The following is a 14,003-nucleotide window of genomic DNA, read 5'->3' on the forward strand; positions in this document are numbered from 1 at the left end:
ACCGTCATCCCTGGTTCAAAGCTCTGCTGAACAATTGCGATCTTTTCCTGTGTGGTACGCCGTCTGCGTTTCTCCGGCCCTAAGACATCAATCATCTGTTCTCCAATGACTAGTCTAAAAACTAGTATTAAGACTATCACTTATTTAAGTGATATTGGTTGTCTGGAGATTCAGGAGGCCAGTCTAATGGCCACAGAACAGGTAAAGACTTCCGGCAGGTTTCAGCACCCGCCAGAACTGCGCCAGACACTGGTCCAGCCACTTCAGGTAATCATCGTCGCCCTTCCACTGGTTATCCCAGCCTTCAGGCTTCACTTTAAAGTACGGCGGGTCCGTGACTATCAGGTCAACAGAATTTTCGGGTAACGACCGGATAAATTCCAGGCAGTCGGCGTTGATTAACTCACAACTGGATATTTTTACAGTATTAAGCATGGATCATTAAGCCTGTCTCTGATAGGCTCATTCTGCTTTTGCGCAAAGCAGATGGGCCTGAGGTTTGCTTGTGACCCCAACGCATGAGCAGATGGCTGGTGAGTGCCCCTAACACCCACCAGCCGCCCATTTACCACAAATAAAAAAGCCTTCAGGACTGAAGGCGTCTGTAACAACCGAACTGATAGTCTGCCAGACCCGCCATAACAAGCTGGGTCAGTATTAGCTGGCAGCGTTCGCGTGAAAGGTACGTATTCTGTGCAATCTCCCCGACAGTCGCCGGTTCGGTGGCACTTAATTCATTAAAAACCACTCTGGCGGTTTCGGTCATATCCTGCTGTTTCAGCATGTCTTTTTCCCTTTTCCGGTTAACGTGACACACCAATAACTCTTGTCGAAAAAGCCAGCAAGCTGAAAGACCGGTATTAATAACCACCTGCACATTTTATGTACTGCACCATTTTTCTGGCATAAAAAAACCGCTCAATGCCGGGCAGTAAAATCTTTATTACTCAGGAAATTTTAACGTACTCTGACAGTATTAATTTCAAAATCATTAATATTTCCGCTATTAAATATAACGAATTTCTTACCCCCACTCCTGTATGATTTCGATAACACCAGACGATCATCATAGCGCGCAATAATGTAATACCATACATTCTCATAGTGGACCGTCTGATATTCCCTCTTAAACTGTGGTTTGTACCAACCGGCAATAAGAGAGAATGCCCAGAAATAAATCATAAACCCAGCCATCATGAACTCAATTCGGTGATGGCGAATAACAGACATTTCCGAAAAACATTTGACTGAAACAAGTCTTCTTCCAGACCTGACAAAAAGCGTGATTGCAAAGGCAGCAAGAACACAGAAAATCAGTACATCTGGCTCAACATGCTGATGAATTACAGAAAACTCCAGAACAGGTGGAATAAAAAGCAGCAATATCGCGAGAAAAAGCCGGATAAAACTCAAATTTTGTATATTGCGCTTTTGTTTTATGCCCAAAAAGAAAACAATACCAACTCCCCATCCAATAAGGAATATAACGATAACTGTCACAGCATAAAACAAACTTCGTGCTACATCATCGACACCAGCCCCGACAACCCACCATGGAAAGCCATAGTAAAATGAAGTACCCCATCCATAGAAATAAGCGCTCCCCCATCCGAGACAGCCCATATAAGCAACAAAAAGTGAAGAGTTTCTGAGCAGAGCACTGTCATCCATAGTAACACCATTAACAACTCAAAAATATCAACACACATTACATAACAAATTGGATTCCATGCAGTCAAGGGGCGTCATTGATGGAGAAAGTATTGGCACAATCGTCATCACGTTTAATGTCTATGCCATTTTTTGGGGGGTAAAAAACCCGCTCGGTCACGGGTTTTAGTGGCTTTGTCATCACGTATAATAACGGCAAAATATCAGATTTACACGAAACATATGCCTTTTTATCTACTTTTGCAATACTTTGCTATGAAAATGCCGCCTTTTGTTTTGAACGTGTTCCCTCCACCAACAATAAAGCTTCACTATCCAGCCGATGAAAAATGTGTTTCATTGCAACCCAGTGACCAGTAAATGTCTTGGACCAGTTTTTGGTTGTTACTCCCACCAGTAACGCCAGTTCCTGGTATTCGTAACCTTCCCCACCAAAAAGCTCAGCTTTTACCGCCTGCGCCGCCAACCAGATCAACGTCTTCAGGCGCACCAGAGTTTTTCCTGCAATTTTTCTGGTACCGGATTGAGCATTAAATTCAGTCCACGCCCACTGCGTTATCGCGATCTGATGCTCCCAGCAAATGCTACCGCTGTAACACCACAGCAGCCAGGCTTTATGATGTTCTTCAAGAGACAGAACGGCGCGTCGCCATGATGATGTCGAAAACTCAACCGGACTGACCAGGGCAATTGATGAGCCTTTCGCCAGTGATTGTTTACCCGGGATCGGGGGATTATCCCGCGTGATCATTTTTCCGGTTACCTCATCGCGGTAACGAATTTTTTTGCGTCTGTAACGCCCTGTATCGAACAGGGCATTTTCCTGCCAGGCTTCCAGCTGGCCTTTTGTCGACCCACTAAGATCCGCAGTGGCAATCATGAGTTGCTCACGAACAAACTGTAAATACTGGTTATTCATGCACACCCACCTCTGTAATTCTTATCTCCAGCCGTCCACCAGATACTGGCTTGCCACGTACAATATTGATTTCATCAAACTGCTCATCGTCCATTAACAACCCCGCGTGCGTCAGCGCATCCAGCGGTGCTTTCAGAATATTGTCCAGGTCACGGCGGCGCTTATCCGGTGGCTCTGCAATAATTTTTATTGCCAGCCGTCCGGACAGGCTTAATTTCAGTCGCTGCTGGCGAACAATAAGCGCCACTGCCCGGCGATAACGCTCCCCGGCTTTTGATACAAAATATGTGCTGCCACGGCGTCGCCAGTAAGTGTTCACCGTCGGCGGGTAAGGTAAAACCAAATCTATGAGCATCAGTCACCTCTTTTACCCGAGCACGCCAGTCGCAAAGGCGTGATCAAGAAAACGAAAAATTAACTCAATCTGAGAGCCGTACTTTTTCTCAAACTTCAGCGGGTCTGCATGAAGTTCGTTGTGGTGCTCCCGGCACAACGGTAGCGTGAAAATATCGTGGGCCTTTGTTCCCACTCCCCCCTGACCATGACCAATCAGGTGATGCGGATCGTCAGCTGGCTTACCACAACACGCACACGGCTGTGTCTTTACCCAGCGCGTGTATTTCTCATTAACCCAACGGCGACGTTTAGGCCGCCTCATGAACGATTCAGGAGACTCCGGATCAACGGCGATACTGACAACCGTTTTTTTCTGTGGTGGATTTTGTTGCTGGTGGACGTGAAGTGGCAGCGCAATATTTTTTGTGCGCTGCTTCAGTATGCTGATGGCTGTCTGTTCTCCCGGTACGATGTCACTCTCACGGTATACGGAGCGGATTTTTTCCGCTGGTAATCCCAGCGAACGACGCGCTACTGCCTCAGGTAGTGCATCCACCACCTGATTGCAGGCCGCCCACCAGGATAATTCGGCCAGCGATAACTCCCTCTCCTGCGTACCGCTTATTGCGTGACGGATGACATCAATCATCCAGGCAACCAGATTCTGCTGAGCAAGTTGATCGAGTGATTCTGATGTCTGGTCGCGCAGCTGGTTGTCACAGTGCCAGCACAACACCATCGCGCCGGTACCATAACGGTGAATGACGGTTTCGCTGTGATGATAACCGCCGTGTGGCCACTGGCAGGATTTCACGTGACGTAATAACCAGTCAGACAGTGCACCTGCACCACCTGCAGCACGAATAACCCGCTCATCGCTGAAAAATGGCAGTAATGTTTTATCCTCTGCCAGCGGCTGGCGAACGGCAGGAACGACTCCGGACGGCAGACCGCGCATGTTTTTCGGTTCCGGCTCCACCAATATTCTGCCGTTATGGAATACTGACATTGATTCACGGCCTGGCTTAACGATAACCAGACTGAGTTCCGGTACCAGAACAGGTCGAAGTAATACCCGCACGTTACCTCCAGATGCGTTGCTGATATGTGCGGGACGGACGCGGCGGGCGTTCGGAATAAGGGAGCCTGACGGAAATTATCCAGTGTCGGAAGTCAGGACTGAGGCCTTTCTGAAACTGGTATCCACGTCTGCGGTAATTCTGAATCAGCCACTCGGCCTGTTCTTCAGTGCATTGGTCATGCTGGTACCAGTCATATTTGAATGCGTGAGAGCGCCGTCCGTGTCTGCTGGCAGGGTCGGCATCAGAATTGTGGTGTTTGGTATTGTGCGCCATCGGTTGTCTCTGCTGGCGCAGCAGGTGCCAGTTGTTCAGGCTGGCGTGTGGATTGTAAACCAGAATGCCAGGAAAAAACAAAACCCGCGAAGCGGGTTAGTAAAAATGTACTGAAGTCAATGACGTGCCATCACAGTTAAAATATGACAGACTCTATTTACGTAGAGATGTCAGACTGCAAGATCCAAGGGAAGATCAGAAATATCCTTTAATCTTTTACCATTAACCATCACGGAAAGCATGTCAGCTGCATCGCTGAGCCCCAGTATTTCAACTGCTGATATAAGTTCATAAAGCGCAAAATGATACACGCAATCTATATCACCAGTACCAAGAGCAATAGACGCCAGACGACTTGGAGTAGGCTCAGCAGTAACAACCATTACATGAGGGAGATTTCCCTTACGGTTGCGAATAAGATTTAATGCCTCAGAACGAGCATTCTGGGCCCGGTCGCTTCTTATTGTCCATTTGCAGGAAATACTTGCGTGTAATATTGGTTTCCCACCATTCGAACTCCTGAGAGCTGACATGCGGGTAACAGAATCATCCACCAGTAATTCAGGACTGTTGATAACTTGATCACATTCAGGTTCTCTTTCAACAATAATATCTGGTGAAATCGTATAATCACTCCCCAGTGCAGCAGCTAGCTGAGGATTACTTTTTGCAGCACTATCCAATGCTATAAGATGGGCATATTGTTCATATTTAGCTATCTCTAATCTGTTTCTACCAGAAACCTGATGTACATTCCATTTTCCAGGGCGTAAGTGGCTGAGTTTAAAAAAGGTTTTTTCTATAAACTCTGCGCAGATACTCTCAAACTGATTACCAGATGTTTGCCCTGCAACACGTTCACCAATCGTTTCAGCCTGCAAGAAGCGAGCAATTTCTCTTGCTATAGCTTTACTGTTTTTGTTACTGCTATCTGCGTTACTAACAACTCCGGCAGTATTAATTGTGAGCGTATTCAGTAACAATTGGGCATGAAACTCCTTTCTGGCTTCAGCAAAACCAACTATGCTGTCAACCAAATCTCCATTCATTTCTGGATTTCCTTCAGGCTACTTGACTATTCTTACTGATGTTATTCTTATACCGTCCCTGCAAAACTCCATACACATATTGTGCGATTTTTGCCGCAAATAGCGGTGGAACAGCATTCCCGATCTGCTTTGCAATCTCAGTTTTTGAACCGGTAAAAATGAAATTATCAGGAAAAGACATTAATCTCGCTGCCTCACGATGAGTTATTGGCCGATCCTCTTCCGGATGTAAATATCGCCCTTTCTCCGGTTTGAAAAACTCAGTACGAATCGTTACTGAAGGTCTGTCCCACCACAGACGTCCAAACAAATCGGTCCCTCCAGATTTCTTTTTTAGCCAGCACGCCGGGGTTATATCAGGTCTTTTTTTCTGTAAATCGAAACGGTTACCTCCTGGTGGAACCGCTTTATATCGCTCCAGAGAAACAGGTGTGGGATTACGCCCAAAATGTAAGTTCAGCGGAGGAAGTTCATTACGAATATCAGTTCCAACAGGAGCAGGTAAGTCACCAATTGCATCACGCGTACAGACCCATTCAGGCAAAGCGACATCCTTATCAGGGGAACGATGCGTTGGTGCTGGCGGGAACGCCGGAATACTATGCACATCGAAGAGTTCTCGTTTGATACCGATTGCTATCGTTCGTTTTCTTGTCTGAGGTACTCCATAGTCAGCAGTATTCAACACCATTGGATTAAGCAGAATAAAGCCCATGGATTTCGCTCTAAACGTAATGTCCGCAAACTCATCGCTTATCAGCAATCCGGGGACATTTTCCATGACGAACATACAAGCCCTTGAACGCTCAATGACATCCATATAAGGCTCCCACAATGCTCTTCGGTGATCACCATAACGATTCTTATTCAATAAACTGAATCCCTGACACGGGGGGCCACCTATGACCACATCAGCCTCAGGAACAGTATTGCTGGATGCCCACTCCTCAATATTTGCCTGAACTCCATGCAAACCAAAATTGGCATTGTAGGTATTTATAGCTGCAGCATTATTATCAATAGCAAGGATACTTTCAAAGTAGTCAGACATCTCTCCATGAAGAAAACCATAAGATAATCCACCTGCCCCACAAAAGAGGTCTATCACTCTGAATTTATTTAATTCTTTCATCCGCATCCATATGCCTCAGATTAATGTTGAGCGTCTTACAGGACGCGTAATGTTAACTGGGGCTTTCTCTATCTGCCTTTTGGTGTTCATGCCTGAGGCAGACAGCCTCAGGCACCCGCAGCAATTCTACTTAACTCACGTCACCTCGCCAATATGAAATCAATCAGAAAGGTGATCCATAAAATCACTCCTTCTCTTCTTTTCCGTAGTGGAGTTGGCCAATTTTGATAAGAGGGCGTCCCTGAGATTTGCGGTGTAGATTGGTATCGCGCAGAGAATACACACAGCCACAATATTCCTGCTGATAGAATTTTTCGCGCTTGCTGATTTCAATCATACGGGACGAGCCGCCCTGCTTGCGCCAGTTATAATCCCAGTACACCATACCCGGATAATGCGCAACAGCTCGCCGCCCACACTCGTTAACCTGCTGCATATTTTTCCAGCGTGAAATGCCCAGTGAACTGCTGATCACACTGAAACCATTTTCAGCAGCGTACAACGCTGTCCGCTCAAAACGCATGTCAAAACACATGGTACAACGGATCCCCCTCTCAGGCTCCCATTCCATTCCTTTGGCACGTTCAAACCAGTTGTCGGTGTCGTAATCAGCATCGATAAACGGCACGCCGTGTTGTTCAGCAAAGCGAATATTTTCATCCTTACGAATTAAATACTCTTTCTGAGGATGAATGTTCGGGTTGTAGAAAAAGATGGTGTAGTCGATTCCCGAGGCCTGAAGCGCCTCCATCACTTCACCGGAACATGGAGCACAGCAAGAGTGCAGTAGTAGTTTGTTTGCCCCGTTTGGGAGTTCCAATTTAGGCCGTTTGAAATCAGCAATAGTCATAAATATTTTTATTGGGGTCATGAAAATAGCACAGAGTGTAGCATCAGAGCAGGGCTATCGGGAATATATGTCTAAATCTGGTAATATCTGGTTTTGACGCAAAGCGGACAACCACGCTGGCTCTACCCTGCGCCATGAAAATGTCAATTCACATCTGAACTAATGCTCTTTAATCTAGTAACGTCTAAAATACCTAACATTTCCTTGATAAAATGCCAGTACACGCTGCATAGCTTCGCTCTTCCGGCACTCGCGACAGATTATATTCAGGCGCCTGTCGTAGCGGCGTATTTCTCCGTCTGGTAACTTTCGAATCAGTGTCGGGTCAGCAGCCTTCTCCGGTGTCTTACGCCATACGCGATACGCCTGCTCTGATGGAAATACCCCGCAATCACAGAGCCAGACATCACCACTGGCCGCAAGCGCACCAGATAAACGACGAATAGCGGTCTTACTGACACCCGTTTTATCTGCCAGTTGTCGAAAAGTTTCTCGTCCGCTCAGGCGCACGAATTCCACAATGCGCGCCTTCACTTCTTCCCGCTCTTCTGGTGTAAATACTTTTGCCATAAGCGCCTCCGGCAATCACTTTTCCGACACAATACGACCGGATGAATCGACAATCTGTCGAACAATATCCCGGTGCTTGTTCAGCTCCCGCAGCGCGGCGCAGACTCGCTCCCACTTCTGAACCTGACCTTTTGCCCGGCGCAGCTCGCGGTTAGCCACATGCAGCGATGGTAAAATCAGACCATCCGGATGTTTTCTGGTGAACGACGGCTGTGACTGCACTGTGACCGCCACACTTTCAGTTTTTATTTCTTCCTGTGTTTCCGCTTCCCGGACAGGTAACGCAATACCTGCTGGCTGAGGAATGGCTTTACCATCCGTTTCCGCTACGGATGCAGCTTCCGGCTCTGCCGGTAAATCAGCGCCCGGTATGCAGTAACGAAATTTACCGTTCTGATTTACGCGTGCCAGGCGCCCCGTTGCTGTTACGACCGCCAACGTGGAAGCAACCTTGCGAATGCTAACACCGAACTTATCCGCCAGTTCCTCACACGTTTTAGCCCCATCCTGACAGATAAACTCAATCATCATGTCCGCGGTAACTTTTTGTTCGACCTCCCCGGTCAGCACATCCGGTACTTCAGACTGTGCTGGCTGTTCTTCGGTTACCCCGGATTCACCTTCACCAGCCAGAAACCAGGTGTGACCCGTTTTATCAACAACGCCATTTTCTTTGAGTTCCCACAGTTCGTTGAGAACTTCTTCACGGCTGATATCAAGCCGCGCCGCCAGTTCAACAGAATTGGCTTTACCCATCGCTTTCAGTGCATGCAATACGGTTTCCATTAAAACTTCCTCCGGATAAAAATTACTTCTCAGTTCCTGTGCTGGCTGACGTTCGGACGCCAGCTCTCCCAGTTAAACGTCACCCAGCGACCACCGTTCATGGACATGCGGTCCATCACCCGCTCGCCGAGAAGTGTATTCATCGCTGCATGGTTAAGATTTGTCAGCATCCCCACACTGAGTAACGATGCCGTTCTGCGGTCAACAATCTGATTCAGCGTGACCTGCTCATTACGCGTATCCCGTTGCATGCCAATTTCATCCAGTACCAGCAGGTCAACGCCACACAATCCCTGCAAAAATTTTTCGCCCGAGTTTTTGTTGTCGTAGCTGCCATGTAACGCCAGCATCACATCCGCCACTGTTATCACAATCACACTGCGACCTTTCGCCAGAAGGTGGTTGCCAATAGCCGCCGCCAGGTGGTTTTTTCCTGTGCCAGGCCTGCCACTGAAAACAAAATTCGTACAGCCGCCTTCCAGCTCTGCCGCAATGGATTTCGCCTGACTCAGGGCATGGCGCTGACCATCGTTCTGCACCCGGTAGTTACCGAACGTACACTTCCGGTGAAGCAGCTGGATACCGGAGCGGTTAATAATTTTTTCAACCCGCGTCTGATGATTCAGACGATTAACCTCCTCGCTGCGCTTACGCCCTTCAGCAAGCTGCCATTCCCGCCACTCCGCCACCGTACGGTACGGAGGGATTGCATCCTGCGGCACAAATCTGCTGACTCTTGCCAGAACACCACCTGACGTAATGTTTTTCATGGTGCGCTACCCCCTGAAACCCGGCGGAATTTCGGTATCCGGTTCAGAAATATGATTCACGCAACGCTGCGCGGGACCACGCCACAGTCGAATAACCAGTTCATCCCATTTCTCACGGAGTTTTTCCGGGCTCTTGATGTTTTTTATCCAGAACGGATCTCGTTGTGCCCGGCTGAACATTTCGCAAATTTGTCTGTGACTTCTTCCATCCAGCATCCGCATTGTGCGCACGTCATTGGCCCACGCCGTCCAGTTGGGCTCTTTCGGTCGCGTGATCTCACCATCGTCACTGGCAGCCTGTTCGTAAAGACTCACGATTCGTCCCCAGATCCACTGTGCGCACACCAAATCTTCCTGACTTCCCCACTGGCGTTTTTTCGCACTGAACACAACCGCGTCAGGGTGTCGGGTTAAAAAATCCTGTTCAGCCGTCTGCGGGTCCGGTTGCGAAGCGTCCGGACAAGAAGATCTTTTATCTGACGGATCAGGTTTTAATACTGACGGATCGGGGTCAATCATCGGCCCCCTAATCGGCAGTTTTTTATCAACAGTTGATCCATCAAAATTTGACGGGTCAACCGTTGAGGGGTCAATATTTGACGGGTCATTTTTTGCCGGGCTAATTTTTCTTTTCGGTTTATATGACTCACGCGCCGCCGCCGCAGCTGCTTCGAGTTTTTCCACATTAAGCCGATAGATATTGCTTACATTACGCCCACCGACCTTACGCTCTTCCTTCGTCAGCCAGCCCTCTTTCGCCAGTTCTGCAATAGCCGATTTCACTGTGGATTCACTTCTTGCACCGATCTGACGCCGGATAGTTTCAATGGCAGGCCATGACACGCCCTCGTCATTGCTGTAGTCTGCAAGACGGGCCATAACCGCCACCCTGGATAAGATCATGCCGGTGAAGGCGCACCCTTCCCAGACAAGACCATGAAGCTTGCTGCTCATAAAACCCCCGAACACCGTGCTTTTAGTGCATCACCACAGCATTCCCTGCCGGGCCGCCGCGATTCATCTGGTCATACAAAACAACCGCTGACGCAACAAAATCATCGACATCCTTCACCAGCCGATCCCTCCGTTCGACGATCTCACGGTAATATTCAGAACTGTGGCTGCGCATACGGGCCACCAGCAAAGGCGGCATCGCCTTTTCGATCGCCGGTAACAGAGCCTGCATTTTTTCAACAGCATCAGGGGTGTCTTTATCCAGCCAACGGAAAATTTTCTGGGTATTACGGGCCAGGGCTTCCGGATGGCTGTCGTCATACAGTTCCGGGAACGTCATTCCCAGCTCGAAATACGCTTTGGTAATTTTCGCAGCCGGCACTTTTTCGCCGTCCGGATGCGCCCAGACATTCATCGCCATGCGGATGTGTTCATGCTTGATTTTCATGAATCCCCCCCTTGGTTAGAAGGCGGATTATGATCAGAACCGGGAATGACAACCGTCGGTATGTGTAACTCATATTTGAGCGCCCCGGCAGTGACTGCCTGAATTAGCAACGCCCATTTCCACGGAACCTCTTCCCCCCACATGCTGACTGTGGTTTTTGACGTTCCTAGAGCTGCGGCTGTTTTAACAACTCCGCCAAAATAGCCTAATACTTCTGATTTTTTCATGAGTCGCTCCATAAAACTGAACGTCAAAAGTTTAATAATCAAAACCAAAGAAAGTCAAGAAACAAAACCATCTGTGTTTTAAAATCAAAACATGAGCAAGCAAACTATATCTGAACGCATAACCCAACGTATGCATGCGCTAAACCTGAAAGGCAAAGACCTTGTCAATGGCACTGGCGCATCAAAAGGCTCCGTAAGTCAATGGATGAACGGTGGAGGAGCGCCGTCCTCGCGTTACATAAGTTCACTGGCAAAAATATTGAAAGTAAACGAAAATTGGCTTCTTAATGGAGGAGAGTTAAATACAGGTGATTCGCTTGATCTATCTTTACCGCCGATAAAAACGGTTCCGCTACTATCACTTCAGCAGGCAGCAAGCTGGAGTGATTATATGAAAAATTCCTCAATAACCTCTTGTGTGCAGCTTGTCGGAGAAATCCCGGTCAATACCTTTGCAGTTGTTCTAGAGAGTGACAGTATGTCAACATCTGGTGGGGGAGTTTCCATCCCAAATGGTTCAACAGTTTTTGTTGATCCCGATCGAACCGTACAACCAGGAAATATTGTCCTTGCCTTACCCAAAGGGACCACAACACCTGTCATTCGTAAACTGGAGATAGAAGGGCCGGATATTCTTTTAGTCCCCACGAATCCTCGCTACCCTTCAATTATGCTGGATGATCTATCTTGCATATTGGGCGTATGCTTTAAAATTCAACAAGATATTTAACCAACCTCATCTATTTGATTAACTGTATGCCATCGTGGTGATGGCTTAACAGCTGCCTGCTTAAAATGTTTTGATAAAAAAACATTGACCTGAAAAGTTCGTTTTTCTAAACTTCATTCGTTCCCTCACCCCATCCTACAGAATGCAGGGCAATACTTCGAGTTACCAGGCAGTGGTCAGGGGTTAAGTAGCCAGCCCGAGGCGTAAGAACATGACGGCAGGGTTCAACTTTAATAACTATGCAGCAGGTTTTTGTTCCGCTACCCCGGCGTTAAGGGGAAATGAGGTCAGCATGGATACTATCGATCTTGGCAACAACGAATCTCTGGTGTACGGCGTGTTTCCAAACCAGGACGGCACCTTCACCGCAATGACGTATACAAAAAGCAAAACGTTTAAAACCGAAAATGGTGCCCGTCGCTGGCTGGAAAGAAACTCAGGTGAGTGATATGGATTTCAACACAATCATGGAAAAGGCTTACGAAGAATACTTCGAAGGCCTTGCCGAAGGCGAAGAAGCCCTCAGCTTCAGTGAGTTTAAACAGGCGCTTTCCAGTTCGGCAAAATCTAACGGCTGATAAGCGAAACAGCACCGCGAGGAATCAGTATGCAGAAACGAGAACCCGTCATCATCGCGCCAGACTATACCGATGATGAACTTTATGAGTGGATGCACCAGAAAATTAAGGCTGCGCAGGACCTGAAATGGGCCAATGAAGCCAAGACTAAGCAGGCTGAAAATCTGTCCGCTCTGGAGCAGGATATCACCAGGCTGGAAAAAGCAGCGGCATTAAGCATTGCCAGAATGATTACATACCCGCGTTAATAGCTAACCAACGAAGCTAAGGTTGGTAATTAAAGAGTTCTCCACGGGTGAGCATCCGGCACTGACAGTTTACTGAAAGGATATTTCCCTGAAAAGTCAGACCATAACGCGAAAGCGCACGGCGAGGTAGCTGGTTCATAGATAGCCTGTCGTTAAATTTTCGTCGACCGTGCGCTTCCGGTTGTGGCACTCCGCGAAATGGCGCGGCGGTAAGTATGGCGGGGTTATTCCTTCCCCGTTGAGGACACCGGGTTGTCAGGTTGACCATACGCTTAAGTGACAACCCCGCTGCAACGCCCTCTGTTATCAATTTTCTGGTGACGTTTGGCGGTATCAGTTTTACTCCGTGACTGCTCTGCCGCCCTTTTTAAAGTGAATTTTGTGATGTGGTGAATGCGGCTGAGCGCACGCGGAACAGTTAAAACCAAAAACAGTGTTATGGGTGGATTCTCTGTATCCGGCGTTAATTGTTAACTGGTTAACGTCACCTGGAGGCACCAGGCACCGCATCACAAAATTCATTGTTGAGGACGCGATAATGGAAACGTTATTACCAAACGTTAATACGTCTGAAGGTTGTTTTGAAATTGGTGTCACTATCAGTAACCCTGAATTTACTGAAGATGCCATTAACAAGAGAAAACACGAACGGGAGTTATTAAATAAAATATGCATTGTTTCAATGCTGGCCCGTTTACGCCTGATGCAAAAAGGACGCTGGCAATGAATACTGCTGTTGCCCTCACTCTGACTGTTTTTCTTAATACTGGCGAACCTGTTGATGTGGTTACTGGTATATATGGTTCAATGAAAGAATGTATGGCTGCCGCAGCAGAACAGAAAATTCCTGGTAACTGTTATCCGGTCGAGAAAGTTATTCGCATGGATAATAACGAAATCCCGGCAGGATTAAAAACAGCGCCGTAATTAATATCCAGTTTCATTTTTATATGCCAGCAATGGCAGGGATTTGTTCACCCTTAAATCTGTAATGAGGTAAAACAAAATGAGTAAAGTCTTTATTTGCGCCGCCATTCCGGACGAACAGGCAATAAAGGAAGAAGGTGCAGTCGCTGTAGCCACTGCCATTGAAGCCGGTGATGAACGTCGCGCCCGTGCAAAATTTCACTGGCAATTCCTGGAACATTATCCGGCTGCTCAGGACTGCGCTTATAAATTTCTTGTTTGCGAGGATAAACCCGGTATACCCCGCCCTGCCCTCGATTCCTGGGATGCTGAATATATGCAGGAAAACCGCTGGGATGAGGAGTCTGCTTCCTTTGTCCCGGTTGAGACTGAATCAGATCCGATGAACGTCACTTTTGACAAGCTGGCCCCTGAAGTACAGAACGCTGTCATGGTTAAGTTCGACACATGTGA

General features: G+C 47.6%; 21 protein-coding genes and 2 pseudogenes. 7 read left to right on the forward strand and 16 right to left on the reverse strand.

Annotation, left to right across the window (positions count from 1 at the left end; genetic code table 11):
- Nucleotides 1–186 precede the first annotated feature (186 nt).
- From BEB54_RS26550 to BEB54_RS26625, 16 genes and pseudogenes are all read right to left on the reverse strand, one after another.
- Nucleotides 187–435 (reverse strand): annotated as a pseudogene (locus BEB54_RS26550) (DNA methyltransferase); the annotation flags it as partial.
- A gap of 151 nt (nucleotides 436–586) precedes the next feature.
- On the reverse strand, nucleotides 587–784 hold the full coding sequence (locus BEB54_RS26555; RefSeq protein WP_000917743.1) for a hypothetical protein: 198 nt from the start codon (nucleotides 782–784) through the stop codon (nucleotides 587–589).
- Between the two features lie 173 nt (nucleotides 785–957).
- A complete protein-coding gene (locus BEB54_RS26560; protein ID WP_000342738.1) occupies nucleotides 958–1,671 on the reverse strand; it encodes a hypothetical protein in 714 nt (237 codons plus the stop codon).
- Between the two features lie 253 nt (nucleotides 1,672–1,924).
- Nucleotides 1,925–2,590, reverse strand: a complete 666-nt coding sequence (locus BEB54_RS26565; protein ID WP_050868118.1) for a bacteriophage antitermination protein Q — start codon at nucleotides 2,588–2,590, stop codon at nucleotides 1,925–1,927.
- Complete coding sequence (locus tag BEB54_RS26570; RefSeq protein ID WP_000904136.1) at nucleotides 2,583–2,945, reverse strand: RusA family crossover junction endodeoxyribonuclease; 363 nt, start codon at nucleotides 2,943–2,945, stop codon at nucleotides 2,583–2,585. Before BEB54_RS26570 ends, BEB54_RS26565 begins: the two co-directional genes overlap by 8 nt.
- A gap of 12 nt (nucleotides 2,946–2,957) precedes the next feature.
- Nucleotides 2,958–4,007 carry a DUF968 domain-containing protein gene (locus BEB54_RS26575; RefSeq protein WP_063104062.1) on the reverse strand — a complete coding sequence of 350 codons (1,050 nt, stop codon included), beginning with the start codon at nucleotides 4,005–4,007 and terminating at the stop codon, nucleotides 2,958–2,960.
- 1 nt (nucleotide 4,008) lies between these two features.
- Complete coding sequence (locus BEB54_RS26580) at nucleotides 4,009–4,281, reverse strand: hypothetical protein (protein WP_032155207.1); 273 nt, start codon at nucleotides 4,279–4,281, stop codon at nucleotides 4,009–4,011.
- Nucleotides 4,282–4,451: 170 nt separating this feature from the next.
- Nucleotides 4,452–5,330, reverse strand: coding sequence for an NgoMIV family type II restriction endonuclease (locus tag BEB54_RS26585; RefSeq protein ID WP_001012717.1), 879 nt, complete (start codon nucleotides 5,328–5,330; stop codon nucleotides 4,452–4,454).
- A gap of 13 nt (nucleotides 5,331–5,343) precedes the next feature.
- Nucleotides 5,344–6,462, reverse strand: coding sequence for a DNA cytosine methyltransferase (locus BEB54_RS26590; protein ID WP_063104064.1), 1,119 nt, complete (start codon nucleotides 6,460–6,462; stop codon nucleotides 5,344–5,346).
- Between the two features lie 184 nt (nucleotides 6,463–6,646).
- On the reverse strand, nucleotides 6,647–7,312 hold the full coding sequence (locus tag BEB54_RS26595) for an epoxyqueuosine reductase QueH (protein ID WP_000150294.1): 666 nt from the start codon (nucleotides 7,310–7,312) through the stop codon (nucleotides 6,647–6,649).
- Between the two features lie 174 nt (nucleotides 7,313–7,486).
- The gene (locus tag BEB54_RS26600) at nucleotides 7,487–7,882 is read right to left on the reverse strand and encodes a DUF977 family protein (protein ID WP_001141094.1); all 396 of its coding nucleotides are present in this window, start codon (nucleotides 7,880–7,882) and stop codon (nucleotides 7,487–7,489) included.
- Between the two features lie 15 nt (nucleotides 7,883–7,897).
- Entirely contained in the window at nucleotides 7,898–8,668 is a 771-nt protein-coding gene (locus tag BEB54_RS26605) for a DUF1627 domain-containing protein (protein ID WP_000450853.1), read from the reverse strand.
- A 29-nt stretch (nucleotides 8,669–8,697) separates the two neighbouring features.
- Nucleotides 8,698–9,438: an ATP-binding protein gene (locus BEB54_RS26610; RefSeq protein WP_000790458.1), complete on the reverse strand. Its 741-nt coding sequence runs from the start codon at nucleotides 9,436–9,438 to the stop codon at nucleotides 8,698–8,700.
- A 6-nt stretch (nucleotides 9,439–9,444) separates the two neighbouring features.
- Nucleotides 9,445–10,392 (reverse strand): helix-turn-helix domain-containing protein, encoded by a 948-nt coding sequence (locus tag BEB54_RS26615; RefSeq protein ID WP_105282324.1) that lies wholly within the window; start codon nucleotides 10,390–10,392, stop codon nucleotides 9,445–9,447.
- A gap of 22 nt (nucleotides 10,393–10,414) precedes the next feature.
- Entirely contained in the window at nucleotides 10,415–10,840 is a 426-nt protein-coding gene (locus BEB54_RS26620) for a toxin YdaT family protein (protein WP_000693943.1), read from the reverse strand.
- Nucleotides 10,824–11,067 (reverse strand): annotated as a pseudogene (locus BEB54_RS26625) (Cro/CI family transcriptional regulator). The gene BEB54_RS26620 and the pseudogene BEB54_RS26625 overlap by 17 nt, the downstream one beginning before the upstream one ends.
- Before the next feature lie 391 nt (nucleotides 11,068–11,458).
- On the opposite strand from BEB54_RS26625, the gene BEB54_RS28755 reads away from it, so the two are divergent.
- The 7 genes from BEB54_RS28755 to BEB54_RS26665 all read left to right on the forward strand — a co-directional run.
- Nucleotides 11,459–11,797, forward strand: coding sequence for a LexA family protein (locus BEB54_RS28755; RefSeq protein WP_001420344.1), 339 nt, complete (start codon nucleotides 11,459–11,461; stop codon nucleotides 11,795–11,797).
- Nucleotides 11,798–12,089: 292 nt separating this feature from the next.
- Complete coding sequence (locus BEB54_RS26635) at nucleotides 12,090–12,245, forward strand: DUF1391 family protein (RefSeq protein WP_000379575.1); 156 nt, start codon at nucleotides 12,090–12,092, stop codon at nucleotides 12,243–12,245.
- A gap of 1 nt (nucleotide 12,246) precedes the next feature.
- Nucleotides 12,247–12,375, forward strand: coding sequence for a protein YdfB (gene ydfB, locus BEB54_RS29770; RefSeq protein ID WP_000347172.1), 129 nt, complete (start codon nucleotides 12,247–12,249; stop codon nucleotides 12,373–12,375).
- A 29-nt stretch (nucleotides 12,376–12,404) separates the two neighbouring features.
- Nucleotides 12,405–12,623, forward strand: a complete 219-nt coding sequence (gene ydfC, locus BEB54_RS26645; protein WP_105282325.1) for a protein YdfC — start codon at nucleotides 12,405–12,407, stop codon at nucleotides 12,621–12,623.
- 538 nt (nucleotides 12,624–13,161) lie between these two features.
- Nucleotides 13,162–13,350 (forward strand): cell division inhibition protein DicB, encoded by a 189-nt coding sequence (dicB, locus tag BEB54_RS26655; protein WP_000449185.1) that lies wholly within the window; start codon nucleotides 13,162–13,164, stop codon nucleotides 13,348–13,350.
- Nucleotides 13,347–13,550 (forward strand): DUF1482 family protein, encoded by a 204-nt coding sequence (locus tag BEB54_RS26660; RefSeq protein ID WP_001090551.1) that lies wholly within the window; start codon nucleotides 13,347–13,349, stop codon nucleotides 13,548–13,550. The genes dicB and BEB54_RS26660 overlap by 4 nt, the downstream gene beginning before the upstream one ends.
- Before the next feature lie 79 nt (nucleotides 13,551–13,629).
- Nucleotides 13,630–14,003, forward strand: a 374-nt coding sequence (locus BEB54_RS26665; protein ID WP_072147117.1) for an exonuclease VIII, incomplete at its 3' end; no start/stop codon positions are given.

The sequence above is a fragment of the Escherichia sp. MOD1-EC6021 genome (genome assembly GCF_002965245.1).
GTDB lineage: Bacteria > Pseudomonadota > Gammaproteobacteria > Enterobacterales > Enterobacteriaceae > Escherichia > Escherichia coli_F.